Source organism: Actinophytocola sediminis, from assembly GCF_054779715.1.
The window spans coordinates 1-25,812 of record NZ_BAAGXS010000105.1 but is presented as its reverse complement, the minus strand read 5'-3'; the positions used below and the strand labels follow the sequence as shown (position 1 = coordinate 25,812).

General features: G+C 72.8%; 21 protein-coding genes and 1 pseudogene. 14 read left to right on the top strand and 8 right to left on the bottom strand.

The genetic code is table 11. From position 1 onward, the window contains the following. The 4 genes from ACYVIP_RS43660 to ACYVIP_RS43645 form a co-directional block, all read right to left on the bottom strand. On the bottom strand, positions 1 to 2,912 hold a 2,912-nt coding region (locus ACYVIP_RS43660; RefSeq protein ID WP_460407019.1), incomplete at its 3' end, for an acyltransferase domain-containing protein. Next, a complete protein-coding gene (locus ACYVIP_RS43655; RefSeq protein WP_460407018.1) occupies positions 2,909 to 3,154 on the bottom strand; it encodes an acyl carrier protein in 246 nt (81 codons plus the stop codon). The genes ACYVIP_RS43655 and ACYVIP_RS43660, both read right to left, overlap by 4 nt. Continuing rightward, positions 3,099 to 3,695 carry an RNA polymerase sigma factor gene (locus tag ACYVIP_RS43650; RefSeq protein ID WP_460407017.1) on the bottom strand — a complete coding sequence of 199 codons (597 nt, stop codon included), beginning with the start codon at positions 3,693 to 3,695 and terminating at the stop codon, positions 3,099 to 3,101. The genes ACYVIP_RS43655 and ACYVIP_RS43650 overlap by 56 nt, the downstream gene beginning before the upstream one ends. Positions 3,696 to 3,869: 174 nt before the next feature. Next, positions 3,870 to 5,756 (bottom strand): FAD/NAD(P)-binding protein, encoded by a 1,887-nt coding sequence (locus ACYVIP_RS43645; RefSeq protein ID WP_460407016.1) that lies wholly within the window; start codon positions 5,754 to 5,756, stop codon positions 3,870 to 3,872. Between the two features lie 281 nt (positions 5,757 to 6,037). Here ACYVIP_RS43645 and fabG point away from each other — a divergent pair, with 281 nt between their 5' ends. The 14 genes from fabG (at position 6,038) to ACYVIP_RS43575 (ending at position 21,841) form a co-directional block, all read left to right on the top strand. Continuing rightward, a complete protein-coding gene (gene fabG, locus ACYVIP_RS43640) occupies positions 6,038 to 6,778 on the top strand; it encodes a 3-oxoacyl-ACP reductase FabG (RefSeq protein ID WP_460407015.1) in 741 nt (246 codons plus the stop codon). A 23-nt stretch (positions 6,779 to 6,801) separates the two neighbouring features. Beyond that, positions 6,802 to 8,502 carry an acetyl-CoA carboxylase carboxyltransferase subunit alpha gene (locus ACYVIP_RS43635; protein WP_460407020.1) on the top strand — a complete coding sequence of 567 codons (1,701 nt, stop codon included), beginning with the start codon at positions 6,802 to 6,804 and terminating at the stop codon, positions 8,500 to 8,502. Beyond that, on the top strand, positions 8,499 to 8,939 hold the full coding sequence (locus ACYVIP_RS43630) for an acetyl-CoA carboxylase biotin carboxyl carrier protein (protein WP_460407014.1): 441 nt from the start codon (positions 8,499 to 8,501) through the stop codon (positions 8,937 to 8,939). Before ACYVIP_RS43635 ends, ACYVIP_RS43630 begins: the two co-directional genes overlap by 4 nt. Next, positions 8,936 to 10,324 carry an acetyl-CoA carboxylase biotin carboxylase subunit gene (locus ACYVIP_RS43625; protein ID WP_460407013.1) on the top strand — a complete coding sequence of 463 codons (1,389 nt, stop codon included), beginning with the start codon at positions 8,936 to 8,938 and terminating at the stop codon, positions 10,322 to 10,324. Before ACYVIP_RS43630 ends, ACYVIP_RS43625 begins: the two co-directional genes overlap by 4 nt. Next, on the top strand, positions 10,321 to 11,934 hold the full coding sequence (locus ACYVIP_RS43620; RefSeq protein ID WP_460407012.1) for an aldehyde dehydrogenase family protein: 1,614 nt from the start codon (positions 10,321 to 10,323) through the stop codon (positions 11,932 to 11,934). Before ACYVIP_RS43625 ends, ACYVIP_RS43620 begins: the two co-directional genes overlap by 4 nt. Next, positions 11,931 to 13,070 carry an acyl-CoA dehydrogenase family protein gene (locus ACYVIP_RS43615; protein WP_460407011.1) on the top strand — a complete coding sequence of 380 codons (1,140 nt, stop codon included), beginning with the start codon at positions 11,931 to 11,933 and terminating at the stop codon, positions 13,068 to 13,070. Before ACYVIP_RS43620 ends, ACYVIP_RS43615 begins: the two co-directional genes overlap by 4 nt. Next, entirely contained in the window at positions 13,067 to 14,323 is a 1,257-nt protein-coding gene (locus ACYVIP_RS43610; protein WP_460407010.1) for an aspartate aminotransferase family protein, read from the top strand. Before ACYVIP_RS43615 ends, ACYVIP_RS43610 begins: the two co-directional genes overlap by 4 nt. A 17-nt stretch (positions 14,324 to 14,340) precedes the next feature. Continuing rightward, positions 14,341 to 14,829 carry an SRPBCC family protein gene (locus ACYVIP_RS43605; protein ID WP_460407009.1) on the top strand — a complete coding sequence of 163 codons (489 nt, stop codon included), beginning with the start codon at positions 14,341 to 14,343 and terminating at the stop codon, positions 14,827 to 14,829. Beyond that, positions 14,829 to 15,071, top strand: coding sequence for an acyl carrier protein (locus ACYVIP_RS43600; RefSeq protein ID WP_460407008.1), 243 nt, complete (start codon positions 14,829 to 14,831; stop codon positions 15,069 to 15,071). The genes ACYVIP_RS43605 and ACYVIP_RS43600 overlap by 1 nt, the downstream gene beginning before the upstream one ends. Then, positions 15,068 to 16,285, top strand: a complete 1,218-nt coding sequence (locus tag ACYVIP_RS43595; RefSeq protein WP_460407007.1) for a beta-ketoacyl-[acyl-carrier-protein] synthase family protein — start codon at positions 15,068 to 15,070, stop codon at positions 16,283 to 16,285. The genes ACYVIP_RS43600 and ACYVIP_RS43595 overlap by 4 nt, the downstream gene beginning before the upstream one ends. Before the next feature lie 7 nt (positions 16,286 to 16,292). Beyond that, positions 16,293 to 17,081 (top strand): enoyl-ACP reductase FabI, encoded by a 789-nt coding sequence (fabI, locus tag ACYVIP_RS43590; RefSeq protein WP_460407006.1) that lies wholly within the window; start codon positions 16,293 to 16,295, stop codon positions 17,079 to 17,081. Beyond that, positions 17,078 to 17,584, top strand: a complete 507-nt coding sequence (locus ACYVIP_RS43585; protein WP_460407005.1) for a MaoC family dehydratase — start codon at positions 17,078 to 17,080, stop codon at positions 17,582 to 17,584. Before fabI ends, ACYVIP_RS43585 begins: the two co-directional genes overlap by 4 nt. A gap of 169 nt (positions 17,585 to 17,753) precedes the next feature. Next, positions 17,754 to 19,439 carry a class I adenylate-forming enzyme family protein gene (locus tag ACYVIP_RS43580; protein ID WP_460407004.1) on the top strand — a complete coding sequence of 562 codons (1,686 nt, stop codon included), beginning with the start codon at positions 17,754 to 17,756 and terminating at the stop codon, positions 19,437 to 19,439. A 35-nt stretch (positions 19,440 to 19,474) separates the two neighbouring features. Beyond that, complete coding sequence (locus ACYVIP_RS43575; RefSeq protein ID WP_460407003.1) at positions 19,475 to 21,841, top strand: MMPL family transporter; 2,367 nt, start codon at positions 19,475 to 19,477, stop codon at positions 21,839 to 21,841. A gap of 4 nt (positions 21,842 to 21,845) precedes the next feature. Here the strand turns inward: ACYVIP_RS43575 and ACYVIP_RS43570 are convergent, their stop codons facing one another. The 4 genes and pseudogenes from ACYVIP_RS43570 to ACYVIP_RS43555 form a co-directional block, all read right to left on the bottom strand. After that, positions 21,846 to 22,154: a hypothetical protein gene (locus ACYVIP_RS43570; RefSeq protein ID WP_460407002.1), complete on the bottom strand. Its 309-nt coding sequence runs from the start codon at positions 22,152 to 22,154 to the stop codon at positions 21,846 to 21,848. A 15-nt stretch (positions 22,155 to 22,169) separates the two neighbouring features. Next, complete coding sequence (locus ACYVIP_RS43565) at positions 22,170 to 22,664, bottom strand: SigE family RNA polymerase sigma factor (RefSeq protein WP_460407001.1); 495 nt, start codon at positions 22,662 to 22,664, stop codon at positions 22,170 to 22,172. 94 nt (positions 22,665 to 22,758) lie between these two features. Continuing rightward, positions 22,759 to 25,434 carry a TIM barrel protein gene (locus ACYVIP_RS43560; RefSeq protein ID WP_460407000.1) on the bottom strand — a complete coding sequence of 892 codons (2,676 nt, stop codon included), beginning with the start codon at positions 25,432 to 25,434 and terminating at the stop codon, positions 22,759 to 22,761. 3 nt (positions 25,435 to 25,437) lie between these two features. After that, positions 25,438 to 25,812: pseudogene (locus ACYVIP_RS43555) on the bottom strand (shikimate dehydrogenase); the annotation flags it as partial.

Genomic DNA, 25,812 nt, shown 5'->3' with positions numbered 1-25,812 from the left:
ACCGGGCGCGGCGCGGCGTCGGTCACCGGGGCGGCCGGCCGGTCCCGACCGGCCAGCCGGGCCAGCTCACCCAGCACCTCGGTCGTCCGCCGATGGACCTCGCCGACGACCTCGCTGTGCCGGGTCACCGCCGCCACCCCGTCGGCCAGCGCCTGGTCCACCGGGCCGGCTTCGAGCAGCGCGGCCAGCCTGGTGGTCACCTCCAGCTGCCCGGCCAGGTACTCCGCGTGCGTCGCCAGCTGCTCGGCCAGCAGCGACTCCGCGCCGACCACTCGGGTCCTTGCCGGCGCTGGCCGCTCCCGGCCGCCGGCGCCGGTCAGCACGACCACGTCCTCGGTCCGTGGCGTCGGCACCGCCACCGGCGGCGGCGGGACGGCCACTGCGCCGAGCACCGCCAACCGGGCCACGGTCTGGCGCAACGCCGACTCGCCGTCGCCGCCCGGCCCGGGGTCGACCGACAGCACGACCACGTCCGGCCGGTCCGCCAGGATCTGGCCAACCAGCCCGCCGAGCACCCGCTTGGGCCCGAACTCGACGAACACCCGGAAGCCGTCCGCGTACAGCTGCTCGACCCGAGGCCCGAACAGCACCGGCTGGCGCAGCTGGTCGGCCAGCGTCGCCACATTGCGCGCGCGGTCGGCGCCGTAGCGGCCACCGGCGGAGTTCGGATACACCGGCACCCGAGGCGGGCGCACCCCGATCTCGGCGACCGCGCGCCGGAACGGCTCCACCGCCCGGCCGACCCGCTCGGTGTGGAACGCCGCGGCCACCGGTAGCCGGGTCGCGCGCAGCCCGGCGTGCCGGCAGCGCGCCAGGAACGCGGCCAGCCCGTCCTCGCCGCCGCCCACCACGACCTGGCGCGGCCCGTTGACGTTGCACACCGCCAACCCGGTGTCCGCGACGTGCTCCTCGATCTCGGCGAGCGAGGCCAGCACGGCCACCATGCCGCCGGGCTCGGGCACCGCGGCCATCGCCCGGCCGCGCACCGCGACCAGCTCGAACAGCTCCGCGTCGGTCAGGGCGCCGGCACAGCACAGCGCGCTCAGCTCGCCGAGGCTGTGCCCGAGCATCCCGTCGGGCGCGAACCCGAGCCCGGCGAGGTGGCGGAACTGGCCGACCGACAGCGCCGCGACGGCCGCCTGCGCGTAGTCGGTGCGGCACAACGCGTCCCGCTGCCGCCCGGGCGCGTCGTCGTCGAACTCGGCCGGCGGGAAGACCACCCGGCCAAGCGGCGGGTCAGCGGCCAGCGCCATGGACGCGCCGTCGAACGCGGCGCGCACCGCCGGCACCGCGACCGCGACCGCGCGCCCCATGTCCGGGTACTGGCTGCCCTGCCCGGCGAACAGCGCGGCGACCCGGCCGACCGGCCCCCGCCGCCGGTAGTGCGCTCCCGGCAGGTCGAACTCCTCGACGTCCGGCTCGGCGCGCAACCGGTCCTCGGCCAGCGCCCAGCGCCGGGCCAGCTCCTCGGGACCGTCCGCCACCACGGCGAGCCGGGCGTGGTCGGCGGGGGCCCGGCCGACCCCCGGGGTGTCGAACAACGCCGCCGGGTCCTCGGCGTGCCAGAACCGCACCAGGGCGGCCGCGGGCGCGGGCCGCGTCGGCTGGTCCGCCTCGGTCAGGACACAGTGGAAGTTCGTGCCGCCGAAGCCGAACGCGGACACCGCGGCCACCCGCCGCGGCCGGTCCGGGTCGACCACCCAGGGCCGTGCCCGGTCGGCGAGGTGGAAGGGCGAGCCGGCCAGCGCGGGGTGCGGCCGCTCGACCCCGAGCGTGGGCGGCAGCACCTGGTGGTGCAGCGCCAGCGCGGCCTTGAGCAGTCCGGCCACGCCCGCGGCACCCCTGGTGTGCCCGATCTGGGACTTGACACTGCCCAGCGCGACCGAGCCCGGCCGGGCGTCGCGGTACACCTGGCCCAGCGCGGCCAACTCCACCCGGTCACCGGCCGGGGTGCCGGTGCCGTGGCACTCGACCAGCCCGACCAGCGCCGGGTCGATCCCGGCCTCGGCGTAGGCCAACGCCAGCGTGCGCGCCTGCCCGGGTGCGCTCGGCGCCAGGATGCCGTTGCCCCGGCCGTCGTTGCCGGCGCCGAGGCCGCGCAGCACCGCGTAGACGCGGTCGCCGTCCCGTTCGGCGTCGGCGAGCCGTTTGCAGGCGAGCATGCCGATGCCCTCGCCGAGCAGGGTGCCGTCGCCGCCGGCGTCGAACGGCCGGACCCGGCCGGTCGGTGAGAGCACCCCCGCCCTGGCGAAGCACAGGCGCATGAACGCGGTGTTCTCCACGTCGCAGCCGCCGGTGAGCACGAGGTCGGCCCGCCCGGTGGCCAGCTCGGTCATCGCGATCCGGACCGCGGCCAGCGAGCTGGCGCTGGTCGCGTCAACCGTGCAGTTCAGCCCGCGCAGATCGAACCGGTTGGCGATCCTGGCCGACACCACGCCGTCGAGCAGGCCGGGGAACGCGTGTTCGCGCCACGGCGTGAACAGCTGGTCGAACTCGGCCACCACCTCGTCGGCGCGGGCGTCGGACAGGCCGGCGGCGCGCAGCACCCGCGCCAGCAGCGGGTCGTGCAGCCGGGCGGAGAACGTGTGGTCGGCCGCGCCGGCGCCGGTCACACCGAGCACCACCGCGGTGCGTTCCGGGTCGTGGCCGCCCGCGTCGGCCAGCGTCGCCTCGGCGACCACCATGGACAGCGGCTGGACCACGTTGGTGGCCGCGAGCAGCGCGGGCGGCAGGCCGAACCGGGCCGGGGCGAACGGGACCGGGGGGAGGAACCCGCCGTGATCGGCCGGCCCCTCGGCCAGACAGTCCGTGCCCCGGGCCACGTTGTGCCAGAAGGCGCGCACGTCACCGGACCCGGTGAACAGCCCGCCGACACCGACGATCGCGATCGGGGTGGCGATCGGGGTGTTCACGCGCCGGTTCCGATTTTCTCCAGATGTCTGGCCAACCCGGACGTCGTCTCGTAGTGCCACAGCTCGACCGCGTCCACCCGGAGCCCGAGATCGGTCGTCACGCGCGCCGCGAGCAGCAGCAGATCGGTGGAGTCCAGCCCCATCTCCTCGAACGACTGATCGGTTGGCGCGGTGGTGCCGAGAAGCTCACCGAGCCGCTCGGCCAGCCAGTTCTCTAGGAAATCCGCGGTGTGCACGGTCATGGCCTGAGCTCCTCGTGGTGTGCGGTTCGGCGCGGTGGTCAAGCTGGCGCGGCAGACCCGGGCGGGTGAACTGCTCGCGCAGGTGGCGCAGGATGCGTTGGCGGGTCGGGCCGATGGAGCCGCGCGGGATGCGCAGCCGGTTGCTGATCTCGGCGTAGCTCAGCGTCTGGTCGCCGAACAGCAGGTACAGCAGCGCGCGCTGGTCGGCCGGCAGCGAGGTGACGATCCGGTGCAGCGCCTCGGCCTCGGCCACGTCCAGCGCGTGCTCCTCCGGGGAGGCGTCGCTGTCGACGGCCCCGCCGACGTCGGTGATGTCGACCGAGGGGCGCACCCTGGCCAGCGTCTCCTGGTGGCGCAGCGCCTCCCGCCGGGCGACGGTGATGATCCAGGCCCGGACCTTGCTCGGATCGCGCACCAGATGGATCTTCTGGAAGACCCGCATCCAGACCAGCTGCCAGACGTCCTCGGCGTCGTCGCGGCTGTGCCCGCAGGACCGGATGGTCACCCACACCACCGGCCGGAATTTCTCGATAAGCTCCACCCAGGCACTATTGTCAGCGTGTTGGCACCTATTTACCAGAAATCTGATTCCGCCGTCCGAATCGTTCGACAAAGTCCCCACCTCATTCGGGTAGCACGGGTTACCACGCGCGCTGAAAGTCTTGGCCAGCAGAACATAGCAAGGAATCTTTCGGTAGTGTTCACGGTGGTTATCTCAAGTCGATCGGGTGAGTTTCGCCGTTTCGGCGACGTTAATTACGGGATCCACAAGGGCTTCGCCAAGTGCCGCGCGCGCGATGGCGTCGGAGTCGAGCAGCGTGACCGACCCGACGCCGGGGCGCACCCCGGCCGCGGTCACCCAGTGCACGTACTCGGTCGGCACGCCGAACGCGAACCGCCTCGGGTGCGGCCGGCCCATGGCGTCGAGCAGGTGGTAGGGCCTGCCGGTCACCGCCAGGCCGCCGGTGACGTAGGAGCCGAGCCGGTAGGGCGCGCACTGCCCGGTCGCCAGTAGCCGCCGCAGCAGGGTGTTGGTACTGCGGCACAGGTCGACCTCGGGCAGCCTGGCCTCCACCAGCGCCTCGACCACCACCGGGGACTCGCGCACCTGTGCGGCGTCGACCAGGAAACCGTGCGCCGAGAGCCGAACCCGCATGCCGGGTCCGAGCAGCCGCAGCACGTTCGCCTCCACCAGCGCCCTGGCCTGGGCCACCCGGTGGGGTGGCGGGCCGATGGACAGGTAGGCGTTGAGCGGGGTGTACCAGGTCGCCAGATCGTCCCGATAGGACGCACCGGTGATACCGGAGTGGTCCACCGCCAGCCGGACCTCGTTGCGGATGTCACGCAGCACGTCCAGCGCGGCCTTCAGCGGGCTGCCGACGTTGCCGGCCCTTGCCTCGGCCAGGTCGTGGCTGAGCTGCCCCAGCAGCCAGGAGCGGAACTCCACCCGGTCGCCGAACACCCGGTCGCCGCACGGCGCGGCGATCCGCTCCCAGTCCCACCGCCGCGCCGGCCCCAGCCCGAACCGGTCGAGCAGCGCGCCCTCCTCGGCGCCGCCGAGCGCACAGACCGCGTAGTCGGCGAGGAACGCCGAGGCCACCGCCGGCCCGTGCAGCTTGCCAAGCAGGGTCTCGTAGTAGACGGCCTGCACCTCACGGGCGATCAGCGGCCACACGTCCCGGCGGAAGGACACCGCGGGCCGGCGGCGCAACATCGCCACCCGCGCCTCGGTGAGGAACCTCGGCTCGTGCCGGCGGACCGCGCCCTTCTGGTTCTCCCCGCGCGCGTGGTAGGGCACCCCGCGCCGGGATCCCGCGTACAGCACGGGCTCCCGGCCCGACGGCAGGTAGCGCAGCCGGCCACCGTCGTCGTCGAACCGTCCGCCCCGACCCGTGGTGAGCAGCGCGAGGTAGTCGAAGAAACACAGGCCGAGCCCGCGCAGCGCCACCGGCGCGCCGGGGCGCAGCCCCGACAGGTCGACGTCGGCCGGGTTGGCCGGGGGGACGTAGCGAAACCGGCGGGTCGCGGCGAACCGGCGCAACCGCTCCTGGTCGGCGGTCGGCTCGACGTCGCCGTGCCCGAGCGCGAGCACCACCACGTCCAGCCCGGTCAGCCGGGCGCCCCCGGCGAGCGTGACCGTCTGCCGGCCGTCCCGCTCGTCGGCCAGCCCGACCGCGGTCGCCCGGTGCACCTCGATGGTCACGTGCTCCGGGGCGGTGCGCACCACCCGTTCGAAGAACGCGCGCAGGTAGTGCCCGTAACACCGCCGGGTGGGGTAGGAGTCCGGCCCCATGACGGCCACCTCGCGGGCGATCTCGTCGGGATGCGACCCCGTGCGCGCCCACTCGTAGAGGCTCGGGCCGGGCACCACCGGGCCCGCGCACGGCACGCTGTCGTCGGTGTAGAGCGAGACCTGCGCGGCGACCGTGTTCATCAGCAGCTCGCCGGACTGGGCGGTGCGCCACACCGCGCCCGCGCCCGGCGGGTACGGGTCCACCAGGTGCACGACCAGTGGCGTGCCGTGCGGGGCATTGGCACACAGCCGTTCGAGCACCGACGTGCCCCGGGGGCCGGCGCCGATCACACAGACGGCCGTGGTCATCGCGTCGGCCGGCCATGGTGTGGCCGGAACCCCTTGCGCGGCAACGAGGTTCGTTGGGCAACGGGTGGTGAGGTGGTCATCGCGGGCGTGCTCCTGCTCTACGGGCTGGTGCGTCGCGGACGACACGGCACTCCCACAGACCGCACCGGCCGGGAACCGGATACATGACAAGGAATCTGCTGGCCGACGTATCCACATCGGATTCCCGGGGGTCTGTGGACCTGTCGGCGACCCCTCGCCGCATCCCGGGTTTCAACTCGCACAGGCCAGAGGAGCTCACGATGCCGGAACGTCCGTGCGCCGTGGTGACCGGCGCGTCTCGCGGCATCGGGCGGGCGATCGCCGTCCGCCTCGCCGAGGACGGGTTCGACATCGCGTTCTGCTCCCGATCCGCGGACGACAACGCGGAGAAGACCCGTGCGATGGTTCAGGAACATGGCGCTCGTTGCCTGCACGCTGTCTGCGACGTCTCCGACCACGTCGCGACGCGGGCGTTCGCCGACCGGGCCGAGGACGAGCTCGGCCCGGTCGCGGCGCTGGTCAACTGCGCAGGCGTCGCGCGGGACAACCCCCTGTTCCGGATGAGCATCGACGACTGGGACGCGGTGGTGGCCACCAACCTCACCGGCACCTTCAACATGTGCCGGGCCATCGCCTACGGCATGATGCGCCGGCACACCGGCGCGGTGGTGAACGTGTCCTCTGTGGTCGGTGTGACCGGCAACGCCATGCAGAGCAACTACGCCGCGGCCAAGGCCGGCATCAACGGGCTGACCAGATCACTGGCGCGCGAGGTCGCCGGTTTCGGCGTGCGGGTGAACGCGATCGCCCCCGGCTTCATCGAGACCGACATGACCGAGGGCCTGTCGACCAAGCACCGGGACCTGGCGCTGTCGGTGATCCCGCTGCGCCGCTTCGGCGAGCCGGCCGCGGTCGCCGACCTGGCGTCGTTCCTGGTCTCGCCGCGCGCGGACTACATCGTCGGCCAGGTCATCCGCATCGACGGCGGGATGGCCCTGTGACCACAGAGGACTTCACCCGCCGGGTGGCGGCGCGCAGGCGGGAACTGCTGCGCAGGCTGGACGAGGTGCCGGCCGGCACGTGGGTGCGTTGCCCCGGCTGCGCGGTGGCACTGCACCGGGACCGGATCGCCGCCCAGGTCGGGGTGTGCCCGCGCTGCGGGCACCACTTCCGGCTCACCGCGCACGAGCGGCTGGCCGTGTTGCTCGACCACGACAGCTTCACCGAGACCGAGACCGAGCTGGCCTCGGTGGACCCGTTGGCATTCGTCGACTCCCGACCCTACGCCGACCGGCTGCGGGAGCTGTCCGCGCGCACCGGCCTGCGCGACGCCGCGGTGTGCGGCGTCGGGGCGATCGACGGCCGGCGGGTCGCGGTGTGCGCCATCGACTTCCGCTTCCAGGGCGGCAGCATGGGCGTGGTCGTCGGCGAGAAGGTCGCGAGGACCGCCGACCGCGCGCTGGCCGAGCGGATTCCGCTGGTGGTCTGCTCGACCTCCGGCGGTGCCCGGATGCAGGAGGGCATCTTCTCCCTGCTCCAGATGGCCAAGACCGCCGCCGCGGTCGGCCGGCTGCGGGCCGAGGGTGTGCCGTTCGTGTCCCTGCTCGCCGACCCGGTCTACGGCGGGGTGTCGGCGTCGTTCGCCGCGCTCGGCGACGTGGTGGTGGCCGAGCCGGGCGCGCGGATCGGCTTCGCCGGGCCACGGGTGATCAGCCAGACGATCCGCCAGGAGCTGCCGGCCGGCTTCCAGACCGCCGGATACCTGCTGGCCCACGGTCACCTCGACGCGGTGGTGCCCCGCCAGGAACACCGCGCGTTCCTCAGCCGGGTGCTCAGCCTGCACGTCCCGGCGCCGCCCCGCCCGCCGCTGCCCGCGCCGCGCCGCGAACCCGGCCGCACCGCCACCGACGCGTGGGCCACCGTCGGCCTCGCCCGCCACCCCGCCCGTCCGCGCCTGGACGACTACCTGCCGCTGCTGTTCGACGACTTCGTGGAACTGCGCGGCGACCGGTGCGAGGAGGACGACCCGGCGATCGCCGCCGGCCTGGCCAGGTTCGCCGGCGCGCCGGTGGTGCTGATCGGCCACCGCAAGGGCCGGGACACCAGCGAGAACGTCGCCCGCAACTTCGGCATGCCGAGCCCGGCCGGCTATCGCAAGGCCATGCGGCTGATGCGCCACGCCGAGCGGTTCGGCCTGCCGCTGGTCACCTTCCTGGACACCCCGGGCGCCTACCCCGGAATCCGTGCCGAGGAACGCAACCAGAGCGGCGCGATCGCCGAGTGCCTCGCCACGCTCGCCGGCCTGCAGGTGCCCGTGGTCGGCGTGCTCACCGGCGAGGGCGGCAGCGGCGGCGCGCTGGCGCTGGGGGTGACCGACCGGCTGGTCGCACTGGAGCACTCGGTGTACTCGGTGATCAGTCCCGAGGGCTGCGCCACGATCCTGTTCCGCGACAGCGACCTGGCCGCCACGGCCGCGGCCGGGTTGCGGCTGACCGCCCGCGACCTGCACGCGGCCGGCGTGGTGGACGACCTGCTCGGCGAGCCGGGCGACGGCGCGCACACCGACCACCCGGCCACCGCCGAGGCGATCCGGCACGCGCTCTACCGCCACCTCACCGAGCTCAGCGGTACCCCGATCGACCGCGTCCTGACCGACCGCTGGGCCCGGTTCCGCGGGTGTGGCCCGATTTCCGACACCGTCACCGCTGGGAAGGCGTTGCCGTGACCACGAACGAGTTGGCGTTCCCGTTGACCGACGAGGGGTTCACCGTGCTGCTCAAACAGGCGCGTGAGCTCGCCCGGCTGGTCGACACGACCGGCGTGCGGCGGATCGCGCTGTCGCTCGGCGAACTGCGACTGGAGATCGAGGCCGCCGCCGGCGCCCCACCGGCACCGGCCGGCCCACCCGAACCGGCCTCCGGCGGCGAGGTGGTGACCTCGCCGCTGGTCGGGGTGTTCTACCGGGCGCCAGAGCCGGGCGCGCCACCGTTCGTGGACGTCGGTGACGTGGTGGCGGTCGGGCAGCGGCTCGCGATCGTCGAGGCGATGAAGATGATGAACGAGGTGCTGGCCGATCGGGCCGGGGTGGTGGCCGAGGTGCACGCGACCAACGGCGAGGTCGTCGAGCACGGTCAGCCGCTGTTCACCATCGAGCAGGCGTGAGCGCCGTGTTCGACAAGATCCTGGTCTGCAACCGGGGCGAGATCGCGGTGCGCGTGCTGCGCACCTGCGCCCGGATGGGGATCGCCACGGTGGTCGCGCATTCCGAGGCCGACCGCGACTCGGCGGCCGTCCGGCTGGCCGACGAGGCGGTGTCGCTCGGACCGGGCGCGGCCGAGCACAGCTACCTCAACATCCCGGCGGTGCTCTACGCCTGCGCCCGCACCGGCGCGGACGCCGTGCACCCCGGCTACGGGTTCCTGGCCGAGGACGCGCTGTTCGCCAGCGCCTGCGCGGAGATCGGCCTCACCTTCATCGGCCCGACGCCCGAGCTGATCGGCCTGATGGGCGACAAGGTGGCGGCCCGCCGCGCGGCCGCGGCCGCCGGGGTCCCGTTGCCGCCGGGCACCGAGGACCCGCTGGAGGATCTGCACGACGCCACCAGCCAGGCCGAGGAACTCGGCTACCCGCTGATCCTGAAGGCCGCGGCCGGCGGCGGCGGGCGCGGGATCGCGGTGGTCCCCGACCGCGACGCGCTGGTCAGGACGTTCCCCGAGGTCCGGCACAACGCGCGCACCCTGTTCCAGGACGGCCGGGTGCACCTGGAGCGGTTCGTGCCGGCCGCCCGCCATGTCGAGGTGCAGGTGCTCGGCGACGCGCACGGCAACGTCGTACACCTCGGTGAGCGCGACTGCTCGGTGCAGCGGCGCTGGCAGAAGCTGGTCGAGGAGTCGCCGTCGGGCGTGTTGACCCCGCAGCTGCGGCACCGCCTCGGCGCGGTCGCGGTGGCGCTGGCCAGAGCGGTCGGCTACGTCAGCGCGGGCACCGTGGAGTTCCTGGTCGACCAGCACGGCGAGTTCTACTTCATCGAGCTGAACCCGCGCATCCAGGTCGAGCACCCGATCACCGAGGTGCGCACCGGGATCGACCTGGTCGAGCAGATGATCCGGGTCGCGGCCGGCGAACCGCTCGGCTTCACCCAGGACGACGTGGTGTTCACCGGGCACTCGGTGCAGTGCCGGGTCAACGCCGAGGACCCGGCCGACGGCTGGCGGGGCTCGGTCGGCGAGGTCGTCCGGTTCCGCCCGCCGACCGGTGCCGGTGTCCGGGTGGACACCCACGTGCACGCCGGGCACCGGGTGCCGCCGTTCTACGACTCGCTGCTGGCCAAGGTCGTGGTGCACGCCCCGACCAGGGACGAGGCGCTCGACCGGATGGCGCTGGCGCTGGCGGAGTTCGAGTGCGCCGGCGTGACCACCACCATCGGCTTCCACCGCCAGCTCGTGGACCACCCGGTCTTCCGCGCCGACCAGCACAGCGTCGACTTCCTGCGCCGCCACCTCGGCGAGGACGGCACCCTGCGCGTTTCCCCGGAGGTGGCCTCATGAGTGCCCTCGACCATCCGTCACTGGTCAACGGTCAGGACGTGGTCTCCGACCGGCACGTCTACACCATCGACGCCCGGTCCCTGCTGGAGGACGTGCTCGGCAGCCTGCGGCTCAAGCGGGAGCTGGAGCAGGGCCGGGTCGACCCGGCGACGGTCACCGACCGGGTGGTCGGCCGGTGCGCGCTGGCCGGCGAGGACGTCGTGCAGGACGCGCTGAAGGCGGCCGCCGCGGCGGCGCCGATCTGGGCCGAGTCCCCGCTCAGGACCCGGATCGACGGCATGGCGCTCATCCGCGAGGAGATCCGCGACCGGCACGTCGAGCTGGTGGAGCTGCTGATCGCGGAGGGCTCGCCGCGCAAGCTCGCCGAATGGCAGGTGGCCGGGATGCTCGCCACCTGCAGCGTCGAAACGCTGTCCTGGTGCGCCGAGCAGCTGTCCCAGGAGTTCACCGTCGGCAACCGGCGGGTGCTGCTGCGCCGGGTCGCCGACGGCGTGGTGTGCGTGAACCCGCCGCAGAACGCGCCGACCGCCGGTGCCCTGTTCGGCTGCCTCGCCCTGCTCGCCGGCAACGCGGTGATCGTCCGGGCGCCCCGCAGCGCGCCGCTGGGGGTCATGCACGTGCTGCGGGAGATGATCGCGCCCCGGCTGGCCGACGCGGGCGCGCCGCCCGGCACGCTCAACGTGTTCTGCTCCCGGCCGGGGGTCGCGCTGGACGCGTGGATCGCCAGCCCGCTGGTGAACGACGTGCTCTACACGGGCAGTGTCGAGCGGGGGCTCGAGGTCGAGCGCCGGTGCGTCGCGGCCGGCAAGAAGCCGATCCTGGAGCTGAGCGGCAACGACTGCGTGGTGGTCTGGCACGACGCCGACCTGGACCTGGCCGTCGAGGCGCTGACCGAGTCCTTCTACGGCTCGGGGCAGATCTGCATGGTGCCCAACCAGGTGGTGGCCCACCCGCGGATCGCGGCCGACCTGCTGGCCCGGCTGGACACCGCGTTGGCCGACCTGCGGCCCGGCTATCCCGACGAGCCGAACTCGCTGCTGTCCCCGGTGCTGCGGACCGAGAAGTTCTTCGCCTTCGTCGACGACGCCCTCGAGCACGGCGCCGAGCTGGTGCGCGGCGCGCGCCGGCTGGAGGTGGACGGGACGCCGTCGGACCTGGGCATGTTCCTCGAGCCGACCGTGCTGCGCATCGACGGCCTCGAGGGTTGCCGGCGGATCCGCGTGGTCGGCGAGGAGACGTTCTTCCCGCTGCTGCCGGTGATCGTGCCCGACGACGAGGACGGGCTGCTCGACCGGACGATCGAGTTCGTCAACAGCAACCGGTACGGCCTGCGCAACTCGGTGTGGGCGAGCGATCCGGCGACCGTGGACGAGTTCGTCCGGCGCATCACCAACGGCGGCATCCTCAAGGTCAACGACTCGCACATCGGGTTCGTCCCCTACCTGCCGACCCACGGCGGCACCGGCCTGACCGGCGGGGTGTTCGGCGAGGCCAACTACCCGGTCCTGCGCACCTCCCACCTGCAGGGCGTGAGCATCGCCACCGGGGTGCGCCCGGCGGAAGCCGTCTTCGAGGTCTACCGCCGCATGGTCGGCGGAACTGAGCAATGACCGACAACCGCGGAGGTCCCGACGTGGAGTTCATGGACATCGAACGCCGAGCGCTCGACACGCACCTACCAGGGTTCGCCGACCGGCTGGCCGGCTTCGAGCTCGCCGAGCTGGAGTCCGACGGCAACCCGGGCGTGGAGACCTTCCGCGCCTGCGGTGGGGCGAAGCTCGTGGTGCCGGAACGGTTCGGCGGCAGCGGCGCGACCGTGCTGGAGGCCACCAGGGTGATGCGCGCGCTGGCCGCGCTCGCGCCGTCCACCGCCGTGGCCGCGATGATGCACCAGTTCTCGGTGAGCACCCTGGTGGCCGCGGTGGAGTCCGATCCGCTGGAGTTCGCCGCCTTCCCCGATCTGCTCCAGGCGATCGCCGGCAAGCGGATGCTGCTGGCCTCCGGGTTCGCCGAGGGCCGGCGGGGCCAGCACATCCTGGAGCCGAGCCTGCGTGCCGAGCGGGTCGCGGACGGCTACCTGCTCAACGGCGTGAAGAAGCCGTGCAGCCTGTCCGGGTCGATGGACCTGCTGACCGCCAGCATCGCGGTGCCGGGTCCGGACGGCTCGCCCGGGCTGGGGATCGCGTTGATCCCGGCGGACGCCGACGGCCTGACCGTGCAGCCGTTCTGGTCGAGTTTCGCGCTGGCCGGCGCGGAGAGCAACGAGGTCCGGCTGGACGACGTGCTGCTGTCCCCGGACCAGGTGGTCAACCCGCCGCTGGAGAAGGCGCTGCCGCTGCAGTTGCTCGGCATGGTGCACTTCCAGCTCGCGGTGTGCGCGGTCTACACCGGGGTGGTGAGCGCGCTGGTGCGCCGGGTGCTCGCCGAGTCCCGGGGGTCGGTGACCGACCGGGCCGACCTGATCGTCCAGGTCGAGTCCGCCGTGCTGGCCACCGAGGCGGTGGCCCGCCGGCTGCTCGACGGTGAGCCGCCGGACCGGGCGCTGGCCACCGCGCAGGTCGCGCGGTTCGCCGTGCAGGAGACCCTCGGCCAGGTGGTCAACCGGTCGGTCGAGCTGCTCGGCGGCATGGCCTACGTGTCCACATCGGACGTCGCCTACCTTGCCGCCGCCGCGCACGGCATCGCGTTCCACCCGCCGTCGCGCACCAGCGCGGCGGGCGCCATCGTCGACTGCTTCCCGGCATGAGCACCGTCGTCGAGCAGGACCTCAAGCTGGAGACCGTCCAGCGCTACCGCGCCCATCTCGGCCGGGGGCGGGCCGCGCTGGCCGAGCTGGCCGGCGGTGAGGTCGAGGTCTACTCCGCCGGCCCGTGGGTGCGCACCACCAGCGGCCGGGAACTGCTCAACTGCGGCGGGTACGGGGTGCTCATCATGGGCGCCCGCCACCCCCGAGTGGTGTCCGAAGTGGTCGATCAACTCGGCAGAAACCCGGTGGCGACCCGGTTGTTGCTGGAGCCGACCGTGGCCCGCGCGGCCGAGGCGTTGGTGGCCGTCGCGCCGCCGGGCCTGACCAAGGTGTACTTCGCCAACTCGGGCGCCGAGGCGGTCGAGACCGCGGTGAAGATGGCGCGTACCAGGGGAAAGCGCCGGCTGGTCTCGATGGTCGGCAGCTACCACGGCAAGACCTTCGGCGCGTTGACGCTCACCGCGCGCGCCGGCTTCCAGGACCCGTTCCGCCCGCTGCTGCCCGACGCGACCTACGTGCCGTTCGGTGACGTGGCCGCGCTGGAACGGGAGTTGTTGCGGGACCCGGCGCCGGCCTGTGTGGTGGTCGAGCCGGTGCAGGGCGAGGCCGGCGTGATCCTGCCGCCGCCGGGCTATCTCGCCGGCGTCCACCGGGTGTGCCGGGAGCAGCACGCCTTCCTGGTGCTGGACGAGGTGCAGACCGGGCTCGGTCGCCTCGGGCACTGGTGGGGCGCCGACGCCGAGCGGGTCACCCCGGACGTGTTGTTGTCCGGCAAGGCACTCGGCGGTGGCGTCATGCCGGTGTCGGCCGTGTTGGCCACGCCGGAGGCGTTCGCGGTGTTCGACCGCGACCCGCTGCTGCACACCTCGACGTTCTCCGGCAGCCCGCTGGCGATGTCCGCGGTGCTCGGCGCGCTGGCGGCCATCGAGGACGACCGGCTGGTCGAGCGCGCCGCCAGCCTCGGCGAGCTGCTGCGCACCGAGCTCGGCCAGATCGCCTCGTCGGTCATGGGCGGCCTGGTGCGCGAGGTGCGTGGTGCCGGCCTGCTGATCGGCATCGAGTTCACCGGCCCGGACGTGGCCACCGAACTGCTGGTCGAGCTCAACGCCGAGGGCGTGGTGGTGAACCACTCGCCCAACTCCGGCAACACGTTGCGGTTCACCCCGCCCGCGGTGATGGACGGCGCCGACGTGCGGTTCCTGCTGGACGCGTTCACCAGGGCAGGCCACACCGTGGCCAACTGGCACCGATAAGCCAAGAGGAGAACGGGATGCGCAGTATCCAACTGTCGGCGGCGGTGCCCGGGGTGGCGCCGGTCGAGGCCTTCGACCGGCTGACCGACATCACGGTGTTCTCCCGGTACTCCGGGGAGATCAGGTCCATTGTGGAGTCCCAGCCGCACGCGCCGGGCGTGCCCCGGCACACCGACTGGCAGGTCGAGTTCCGGCGCGGCCTGTTGACCTGGACCCAGTGGGACGACCGGGACCACGGCGTGCGCGAGGTCCGGTTCGGCCAGGTGGACGGGGACTTCGCCGACTTCGGCGGCGCCTGGCGGGTACAGCCGGCCGGTGTCGGCAGCCGGGTCCTGTTCGAGGTGACCTACGACTTCGGCATCGAGAGCCTGGCCAGTGCCATGGACCCGATCGCCGAACGCCTGCTGCTGCGTGTGGCGGGGGACATCATGCGGGGAATTTTCGGACCGGCGACCGAGATCGAGGTCGACCCGGCCCACCACAACACGATTGCGGAGGTTGGCTGATGACTGCCGTGCTGAAGGACCGCTTGACCGACCTGCTGATCAACCGGTTCGGCATCCCCGAGGCGGAGCTGCGCGACGACGCCCGGCTCACCGACCTCGACCTGGACTCCCTTGCCCTGGTCGAACTGGGCATGGTGGTGGAGAACGAGTTCGGCGTGAAGATCCGGGAGGACGACGTCTCGCCGGACGACACCATCGCCAAGCTCGCCGAGCTCATCGCCGGCAAGGTTGGCGCCCGATGACCTTCGAGATGGCCGTGACCGGCCTCGGGATGGTCACCCCGGCCGGGATGGGGGTGGCGGAGAGCTGGCCGCGCATCCTGCGCGGCGAGCCGACGGCCACGCCCGACCCGGCACTGGCCGGGCTGCCGGTCGACTTCAGTTGCCGGGTACCGGAGTTCGACCCGGTGAAGCTGCTCAACCCGCGTACCGTGTGGCGCCAGGAGCGGCACACCCAACTGGCGATGCTGGCCACCGGCGAGGCGCTCGCCGACGCCGGTCTGGACCACCGGACGTGGGACGCGACCAGGGTCGGGGTGGTCTTCGGCAACTGCCTCGGCGGCACCACCACCTACGAACAGCAACAGGGCGCGCTGCGCGACAACGGCCCGGACGCCGTGACACCGCTGCTGATCCCGCTGATCGGCCAGGGCAGCCCGCCGGGCGGGATCGCCATCGAGTTCAACGCGATGGGTCCCAGTTGGAGCGTCGGCGCCGCGTGCGCGTCCGGTTCGCTGGCCATCGGCTCCGCGAGGGAACTGTTGCGGCTGGGCCTGTGCGACGTGGTGATCGCGGGTGGCGTCGAGTCCGCGCTCAGCCCGACCGTGGTCACCGGGTTCGCCAGGATGGGCGCGTTGTCCACCCGGTGCGCCGATCCCGGTGCGGCCTCCCGGCCGTTCGACGTCGACCGCGACGGGTTCGTCGCGGCCGAGGGCGCCGGCGTGCTGGTGCTGGAACGGGCGGCGGACGCCAACGCCCGCGGTGCCACCATTCACGCGCGGATCACCGGCTACGCGATGACCACCGACTCCTACCACATCAGCGCTCCACGCCCGGACGGCATGGGCGTCGAGCGGGCCATCCGCACGGCCCTGGCCGACGCCGGGGTCGGGCTGGCCGAGGTCGACCACGTCAACGCGCACGGCACCTCGACCAAGCTCAACGACCTCACCGAGGCCAAGGTGCTGCGCAGGTTGTTCGGCGACCGGCCGGCGGTCACCTCGGTCAAGGGCGCGCTCGGCCACTCGCTGGCCGCCGCCGGCGCGATCGAGACCGTGTGCACCGTGCTGTCGGTGTCCCAGGACATCGTCCCGCCGACCGCGAACCTCGACAGTCAGGACCCGGAGATCGAGCTCGACCTGGTGGCCAAGACACCGCGCGAGACACCGGTCCGGGTCGCGATCAACAACTCGTTCGGTTTCGGTGGCGCGAACACCGTACTGGTCGTCACGGGGTGAGGTAGCCATGTTGTTGCAGGGCAAGCGAATTCTCGTGACCGGGGTGCTCACCGACGCCTCCATCGCCTACTCGGTGGCCACTCTGGCCCAGCGGCAGGGTGCCGAGGTCGTGCTCACCGGGCACGGCCGGGCGCTGTCGCTGACCCGCCTGGTCGCCGAGCGGCTGCCGACGCCGTGTGACGTGCTGGAGATGGACGTCACCGAGCCGGCGCAGATCGACGCCACCGCCGAGGAGCTGGCGCGGCGCTGGGGTGTGGTCGACGGCGTGGTGCACGCCATCGGCTTCGCGCCCCGGGCCACCATGGGCGGCGGGTTCCTCACCGCGCCGTGGGAGGACGTGTCGACCGCGTTGCGGATCTCCACCTACTCCTTCGCCGCGCTCGGCCGGGCGTTCGGGCCGCTGCTGGGCAAGGCGGAGCGGGGTTCCCTGGTCGGCCTTGACTTCGACGCCCGCCAGGCCTGGCCTGGCTATGACTGGATGGGGGTGGCCAAGGCCGGGCTGGAGAGCTGTTGTCGTTACCTGGCAAGCGCTCTTGGCCCCCAGGGCACCCGGGTCAACCTGGTGGCCGCCGGTCCGATTCGGACGATGGCGATGAACTCCATCCCCGGGGCCGACCGGCTGGCCGCGCACTGGGAACAGCACGCGCCGCTCGGGTGGGACGCCACCGACCCGTCCCCGGTCGGGCAGGTGGTGTGCGCGCTGCTGTCGGACTGGCTGCCGTCGATCACCGGCGAGGTACTGCACGCCGATGGCGGCGTGCACGCCGTGGCCATCGCACCGGAGCCGGCGCGATGACCCACTACGCGCGGCTGGCCGAACTGGTCGAGGACGTCGGCGCCCAACTCGGCGTCAGCGACTGGGTGACCATCGAGCAGGACATGATCGACGGGTTCGCCGACCTCACCAACGACCACCAGTGGGTGCACGTCGACCGCGAGCGGGCCGCCGCCGGCCCGTTCGGCACCACCGTCGCCCACGGCTACCTGACCCTGTCGCTGACCGCGGACCTGGTGGACCAGGTGCTGACCGTGGACGACGTCGACGTATACCTCAACAAGGGACTCGACCGGGTCCGGTTCAAGGCGCCGGTGCGCTCCGGCGAGCGGGTCCGGGCCAGGGTGGAGATCGTGGCCGCGACCCCCAGGGTGCACGGCTACACCGAGGTGGTGCTCGGCGTCGCGATGGAGATCGAGGGCGGCACCCAGGTGGCGATGACCAGCCACCTGCGCCTGCTGGCACACGTGCCGGAGCCATCGCCCGCCCCCCGACCGGTGGTGGCGGCCGGTTCACCGCCCTGAATGCCCCATTCAGGGCGTTGAGCGTCGCCAATGACCCATTCAGGGCATCACGCCGGTGCCGTGCCGCCGCGATGTGTCCAGGTAGTACCAGCCGGTCCGCCCCTGCCTACAGGTGTCGCGCCACCGTGGCCGACACACTCGATCATGCGCCGTGTAAGGGAGAATCCGCATGTCCCGTGAGTCCGAGACCCCCGAGTTCCTCCGGCGGTACGCGCCAACCCGAGGCAGGCGGCGACTCACCCCGTTCTCGCGCGTGCCACCGACCGGCAAGATCGCCGAGGTGCTCGACGCCGCCGCCGACCGCAACCCCGACCAGCGGATCACCCTCGACCGCGCACCGGACATCGACCCGACCGGCCCGGTGTCGGGCACCTACGCGGAATGGGCGCGCTACGTCGAGGAGGTCGCGGCGTGGCTGCACGCGGCCGGGGTGCGGCCGTGGGACCGGGTGGCGGTGCTCAAGGCCAACCACTTCGACGTCGCGCTGCTCGGCGCGGCCGCCGCCCGGCTCGGCGCGGTGCCCGCGCTGCTGGCCTGGACCCACCCGCCGGAGTTCGCCCAACCCATGCTGCGCAGGCTGGAGCGGCCGTTCCTGATCGCCGACCAGGAACGGCTCAAGCTCGCCGGCATGGACGCCGCCGCGGTCGCCGCGCTGACCACGCGCACGATCGTCGTCGACGGCGCGGGCGACCGCACCGACCTGGTCGGGCTGGCGGACCTCAAGGGCGGTGGGCCGGCGCCGTTCCGGCCGAGGGCGGCCACCGAGCCGATGGTGATCACGCACACCTCGGGCACCACGGGCGTACCGAAGCTGGTGATGCACTCCGCCGAGTCGGCCTACGCGCTGAGCCTGGTCGAGGCCGAGCGCTGGCCGCTGTTCGGGCTGCGCCGCTCCGACGTGCTGGCCTACTGCGACCCGTTCTGCCACCAGCGGACCACCACGGGCATGATCACGATGGCCACCGTGGCGCCGAGGATGACCATGCTCTCGGACCCCGACTCGCCGAAGGTCGCCGAGCTGCTGGCCGCCGACCCGCCGACGGTGGTGGAGACGCTGCCGAACATCTACCTGCACTGGGAGCCGCTGGCCCGCGACCCGCGCCGGCTGTTCGGCAACGTGCGGCTGTTCGTGAACTCCTTCGACGCCATCCACACCCGCACGATCCGCACGTTCCTGGACGCGACGGACCGGCGGCTGCCGGTGTGGTGGCAGTCGTGGAGCCAGAGCGAGGCGGGCGCGATGGTGATCCGGCCGTACACCAGGGCCTCCGTGCGCGAGCGGGGCGTCCGGCCGCCGGTCACCCAGGTGCTCGGCTGGCCGATTCCCGGGCTGTGCGAGGCACGCGCGGTCGACCCGGAGACCGGCGAGCCGGTGCCCGCCGGCCAGGTCGGCGTGGTGGAGATCAACCAGCCCGGCCGGTGCCTGGCCTACGTCGGCGAGCAGGACCGCCACGAGGCCAAGTGCCGCGACTGGTGGTGGAACACCGGCGACCTGGGCACGGTCAGCAAGCGGGGTGCGATCCGGTTGGTGGACCGGGAGATCGACCGCATTCCCGGCGGCAGCGCGATCGAGTTGGAGGACGTGCTGCTCGACCGGCTGCCGCAGGCCACCGAGATCGTCGTGCTGCCACGCGGCGACGACCTCCCGGTGCCGCTGGTGAGCACCCACGACGACCAGCCGCTGGACGAGCTCGCCTGGTCCCGCGCGGTCAGCGACCTGCCGCCGCTGGCCGACCCGGTGCGCGTCGACTGGGCCGACTGGGAGCGCACGGCCACCTGGAAGATCCGCCGGGTCGCGATGCGGGAACGGCTGCTCGGCGGCGCGCGGGCCATCGGCACCGGTCGCTGGACCTGACAGGTACCCCACACACGTCTGCTTGAGGAGGACGAATGGCGAACGGGCCCCAGCGACCGCCGGCAGGCGCCGACGAACCGGACGAGCACCGGTCCGGAGGTGTCGACGCCGGCCCCGCCGCCCCGTCCACCACGGTCACCGTGCCGGTCGCGGTGAACGGGAAGGCGTCGCCGAGTGTGCCCACCCCGCGCTCGGTCCAGGCCGGCCGGCTGATCGAGCGGTCCGTGCTGGGACGCATCGGGACCTGGGTGTTCCGCCGGCGGGTGTGGGTGCTCGTCGGGGTGACGATCGTGATGGCGCTGGCGCTGCCCTTCGGTGCGAACGTCACCGAGCGGCTGTCCGACACCGGCATCACCGCCGAGGGCGCCGAGGCCACCCGCGCCGACCAGGTGCTCAACGACGAGTTCGAATCCGGGGCGCCGCAACTGGTCTTCGTGGTGCACAGCCCGGAGCCGGTGGAGTCGGCGCGGTCGGCGAGCTTCGGCACCGACCTCACCGCCCGGCTCGCGCGCGAGCCGGGCGTGGTGGGCGCCGAGTCGTTCTGGTCGACCGGCGGGTCCGAACCGCTGCGCGCCGAGGACGGCAGATCCGCCATGGTGCTCGTCCGGCTCGCCGGGGGAGAGGACCAGGTCGGCGACACCGCCGCGCGCATCGTGCCGACCGTGGTCGGTGACCGGGACGGGTTCCGGGTCGAGGCCACCGGCTCGGCCCAGATCCGCAACGAGATCAACGACCAGAGCGAACACGACCTGATCAGAGCGGAGCTGATCGCCGCACCGCTGTCGTTCCTGATCCTGCTGCTGGTGTTCCGCAGCCTGGTCGCGGCGCTGACGCCGGTGGCCGTCGGGCTGTTCGCGGTCGTCGGGTCGCTGGTGATCCTCAAGGTGGTCAACCAGTTCGTGCCGGTGTCGGTGTTCGCGGTCAACATCACCACCGCGCTCGGTTTCGGTCTGGCCGTGGACTACAGCCTGTTCACGGTGACCAGATTCCGCGAGGAACTGAAGGCGGGGGCCGACGTCCGGCAGGCGATCGGCACCACCGCCCGCACCGCGGGGCGCACCATCGTGTTCTCCGCGGTCACCGTCGCCGCGTCGATGGCCGCGTTGTTGTTGTTCCCCATGGACTTCCTGCGCTCGTTCGCCTACTCCGGGATCGCGGTGGTGCTGCTGGCGGCGTTCGGCGCCATCGTCGTGCTGTCGGCGCTGCTGGCCGTGGTCGGCCGGGGGATCGACCGGTGGAGCGTGCAACGACTGTTCCGGCGGCCGGAACGGACCGAGGAGCACGGGTTCTGGCACCGGTGGACACACACGGTCATGCGACGGCCGTGGGCCTTCTTCCTCAGCACGGCGGTGGTGCTGCTGATGATGGGGGTGCCGTTGCTCGGCATCCAGTTCGGCGAGAGCGACGACCGGGTGCTGCCCCCGGCCGCGCCTGCCCACGAGGCCGCCGAGCACCTGCGGACCGAGTTCGCCAGCCGCGAGGACACCCCGATGACGGTGGTGTTGCCCGGCACCCAGCCCGACGCGCTCGGCGACTACCCGACCCGGCTTTCCCAGCTGCCGGGCGTCATCCGCGTGGACACCGCCACCGGGTCCTTCGCCGGCGGCGAACAGGTCGGTCCGGCCAACGAGCTGTCCGAGCGGTTCGTGGCGCCCGCCGGTACCTGGCTGTCGGTGGTGACCGTCGACGAGCCCTACGCGCCCCCGAGCGCCGGGCTGCTCGAACAGGTACGGGCGACCCCGGCACCGGGGGAGGTGGTGGTCGGCGGGCTGGCCGCGCAGTTGGCCGACGCCAAGACCGGCATCGCCGACGCGTTGCCGGAAGTGTTGGCGTTCATCGCGTTCACCACGTTCGTGCTGCTGTTCCTGTTCACCGGCAGCCTGATCATCCCGGTGCAGGCGATCCTGCTGAACCTGCTCAGCCTGAGCGCGGCGTTCGGCGCGATGGTGTTCATCTTCCAGGACGGGAACCTGAGATCGGTGGTCGGCGACTTCGTGGTCACCGACACGATCAACATCCGGATGCCGATCCTGATGTTCTGCGTCGCGTTCGGCGTCTCGATGGACTACCAGCTGTTCATGCTGTCCCGGATCAAGGAGCACTACCTGCTGACCGGGGACCATCCGGCGTCGGTCGCGTGGGGTCTGGAACGCGTCGGCCGGCTGGTGACCGCCGCCGCCGTGCTGGTCGCCGTGGTGCTGTTCGCCTTCGCCACCTCCGGGCTGACCCCGGTGAAGTTGCTCGGGGTTGGCCTGGCGATCGCGGTGATCGTCGACGCGACCCTGGTGCGCGGCGCACTGATGCCCGCCGCGCTCCGGCTGGCCGGACCGGCGACCTGGTGGCTGCCGGGATGGTTGCGCCGGGTCCACGACCGGTTCGGCCTGACCGAGGCACGGTCCTGACCGGTCAGGGCCCGGTGGTCGTCGAGGGCATCGAGGGCATCGAGGGCCAGGTCGTCGTCTCGGTCGGGATCTCGGTGGTCGTCTCGGTCGGTGAGGTCGGCTGGCCGCCGGGCGGGGTGCCGTCGCCGTCGCCGTCGGTCAGGGTGTAGGCGATGGCGCCGCTCAGCAGCACCACCGTGACGCCGGCGGCGACCACCGGGCTCGTCGCCCGGCGGAACCGCTCCGCGCGGCGGCCGCGGGTGATGACCGTCTCCACGCTGACCGTTGACGGCGGCACCTCCCCGATGACCTCCTGGAACAGTCGCTTGTCCATGTCCGCGGTCCTCTCTCAGTCGGTTTTGGTCGCTGCCTTGGCGCGCAACGTGTCGAGCCCTCGCGCGGTCTGGCTCTTCACGGTGCCCACCGAGCAGCCGAGGATCTCGGCGGTCTCCTCCACCGAGAGGTCGAGGTAGTGGCGCAACACCACGGCGGCCCGGCGCCGGGGCGGCAGCCCGTCGAGCAGGTCGATCAGCTGCGCGCGGTTGACCACGGCGTACTCCGTGGCCGGCGCCAGCTCCGGCAGCTCGTCGGTCGGCTGCTCGCGGCGGTGCCACGGCCTGCGCTTCTCGCTCAGCCAGGTGTTCAGCAACGCCTTACGGACATAGGCGTCGATGGTGTCGTGCTCGCCGATGCGCGACCAGTGCCGGTACAGCTTGCTGATGGTGATCGACACCAGGTCGTCGGCGGTGTGCCAGTCCCGGCACAGGAGGTACGCGGTACAGCGCATGACCTCCATCCGTGCGGTCACGTACTCGCGGTACGCGTTCTCCTCGGACCGTTTCACCGCAGACCTCCCGTGAGTCCCCTCGAACACGGGCTGGAACGCACCAGGAGGCGACTGGGGTTGCCCGGTCGAGTGAGAAACCAGGAAGAAGTCTCTACGGCACCCGGATCGAGGCGTGCGCGAGGTGCGCGCGGGTGGCGGCCAGCGCGCGCCGGAGGCATTCACGTTCGCCGATCTGGGCGGTCAGGTTGGCGCGCGGGATCTCCAGGGCGTAGGGAATGTCGGGTGGCAGCGCGGCGAGGATGCCGCGGACGTCGATGCCGCCCTCACCGGGGAAGAGGCGTTCGTAGCGGGCGGTGTGGATCAGACCCTCGACGCTGGACGGGATCTGCGCCGGCGCGTCGCAGACGTGCGCGAAGTGGAACCACTCGCGGGGCAGGGCGGCCAGTTCCGCGACACTGGAGTGCGAGCGGGCGAAGTGCAGCAGGTCGATGAGCATGCCCCCGTTGGCGCGGTCGGCGGCGCGCAGGACGTGGGTGGCCTCGGCCAGGTTGGGGGTCTCGGTCCACGACGGGAACTCCAGGTCGATGGTGAGCCCGAGCGGGGCGGCCAGGTCGCACAGGCGCGCGAAGTGCTCGGTCTTGCGGTCGCGGTTGGCGTCGGGCAGCTGGGTGATCACGTGCCGCGCGCCGAGCTCCGCGCCGAGTTCGAGGTAGCGCTGGAACGACCGGGGATCGTCGTGCGGGCCGACGCGCGCCAGCTCGATGTCCAGTACCCGCACGCCGGTGTCGGCCAGCCGGGCCGTGGTCTCGCGCAGCAGCGCCGGGTCGGTGGCGATCGGGTAGTGCGGTTCGTCCGGGGTCACCCTGGTCAGGCGGAGGCCGACGTGGTCGTAGCCGGCGTCGGCGGCGGCGGAGACGAGCTCTGGCGGGGACAGGGTGAGCGCCGAGAGGTGGGCGACGGAGTACTTGTGCGTCGTCCTGACCGGGCGGGCCGGCCGCGGCTGGCGGACGACCGTGGTCGCGACCAGGCGGCGTTGGCGGTGGGCGGTCATCCGCACCGGGGTGGCGCCCGCGTCGCCGTAGCCCTGGTAGCCGCCGATGCGTTGCACCACCTCGAAGAACACCCGCGAGCCGAGCATCTCGGTGCAGAAGTGCAGGTACTCGCCGTGCTCGTCGCGGTCGTAGAGCACCGAATGGGCGCGCAGGTCGGCCAGCAGCTCCGGCGCCAGCTCGAACCGGGCGTCCAGGTCGTCGTAGTAGTTCTCCGGGATGGCCAGCAGTGGGCCGCCGAGTGCGCGCACCGCCCTGGCCGCCGCGATGATGTCGGTGGTGGCGAAGGCGATGTGTTGCGGCTCGGGCACCGCGGGCGCCCACTGGCCCCGGCGGTGGACCGCCGCGTTGAGCGTGATCCGCACGTGGTGGTGCCGGTCGGTCGCGGCTCGGCTGCGGATCAGGCCGAACGGCGCGGCGAACTCCGTGGACGCCTGGGCGCCGAGACCGAGCACGGTGCGGTAGAACAACATCGACTGGTCGAAGTCGTCGAACGGCTCGGTGAGCGAGACGTGGTCGGTGGCGTCGAGCAGGTCGGCCGGCGTGGCGCCGGTCGGGGTGAAGTCGGTCAGCCAGTCGTTGTGCTCGTCGCCGGTGTGGCACAGGAAGATCGTCGTTCCGTCCGGTGTGGACACCGAGGGTAGGTCGGCCTCGTGCGGCCTGCGGGTGCGCGGAAGTACCGGTGCGAGCAGCCGTTCGGCGCGGCGGGCGGCCGCGGCGGGGTCGGGGGTGTCGAAGGCGAGCGCGGTGATCTCGGTGGTGCCCGGCGCCGAGGACGCCCGCGTGGCCGAGTTGAGCAGCACCCTGGCCTGGCCCTGCTGCCAGAGCTGCACCGGCTTGGACCGGTGTTGGCCGGTGTGCGCGAAACCGAGCGCGGTGAGCGTGCTGGCCAGCACCGGCCCGGAGACGTCGTCCACGGTCAGCTCGGTGAAGGCGTGGCCGGACAGCTCCGGCACCGAGGGCAGCGCGGCCGGCGCGACGCCGTCGCGCACGGAGATCAGCGAGCGCATCGCGTCGATCGCCGTACGCCACGGGTCGGCCTGGCGGAGCACGTCGTTGGACACCTCGATGGTCAGCGGACCGGCATAGCCGGTGGCGAGCACCGTGGCGGTGAACCCGGCCAGGTCGAACACGCCCTGGCCGGGGAGCAGCCGGTGGTGGGTGCTCCACCGCGCCAGGTCCAGGTGCCGGGGTGGCGCGTCGGCCAGCTGGAGCGCGAACACCTTGTCGCCGGGGATGACCCGGACGTGGCCGAGGTCCTCGCTCAGCGCGAGCACGTGGAAGCTGTCCAGGCACAGCCCGAGCGCGGGATGCCCGGCCCGGCGCACCACCCGCCACGCGTGGTCGACGGTGGTGACGAACCTGGCCCAGGCCTGGGCCTCGTAGGCGATCCGCACGCCGTGCTCGGTGGCCAGCTCGGCGAGGGCGCGTAGTTGTTCGGCGGCCAGCTCGTCGTCGTCCACGGCGTCGGCCGACAGCGTCGAGCAGACCACCATGGTGGGTACGCCGAGCCTGCTCATCAGCGCGAGCTTGCGCTCGGCGCGGCGAAGGTTGGCCCGCAGCACGTCCGGCGGGACGGCCTCGAAGTCGTGGAACGGTTGGTAGAGGTCGATGGTGAGGCCGAGATCGGCACACCGCCGGCGCACCTGTTCTGGCGACAGCGGTGCGGCGACGAGGTCGTCCTGCGCGAGCGCGACGCCGTCGAACCCCGCGGCGGCGGCCGCGGCGAGCTTGTCCTCGAGGGTGCCGGACAGACAGACCGTGGCGATGGTGTGCATGGGTTACCTCCCAGCGGATGTCGTGCGGGTCAGCTCGGCGAAGTGGCGCAGCATCCGGTCCCGGTCCGGCTCGCGGCCGGTGATGAGACCGAAGGTGTCGGCGGCCTGGAACACCGCCATCCGGCCGCCGTCGAGCACGGGGCAGCCGCGGTCGCGCGCGGCGGTGAGCAGCTCGGTGGCCAGCGGGCGGTAGACGATGTCGGCGACCCACAGGTCCGGGCGCAGCAGCGTGGGTGGCACCGGGGTCCCTGGATGCCCGACCATGCCGACGGGGGTGGCGTTGACCAGTCCGTCGGCGCCGGCGAGCAGGCCGGGGTCGCGGTGGTCGCCGACGCCGGCTGGCTGGCCGAGGCGGTCGGCCAGCCGCGCGCCGCGGGC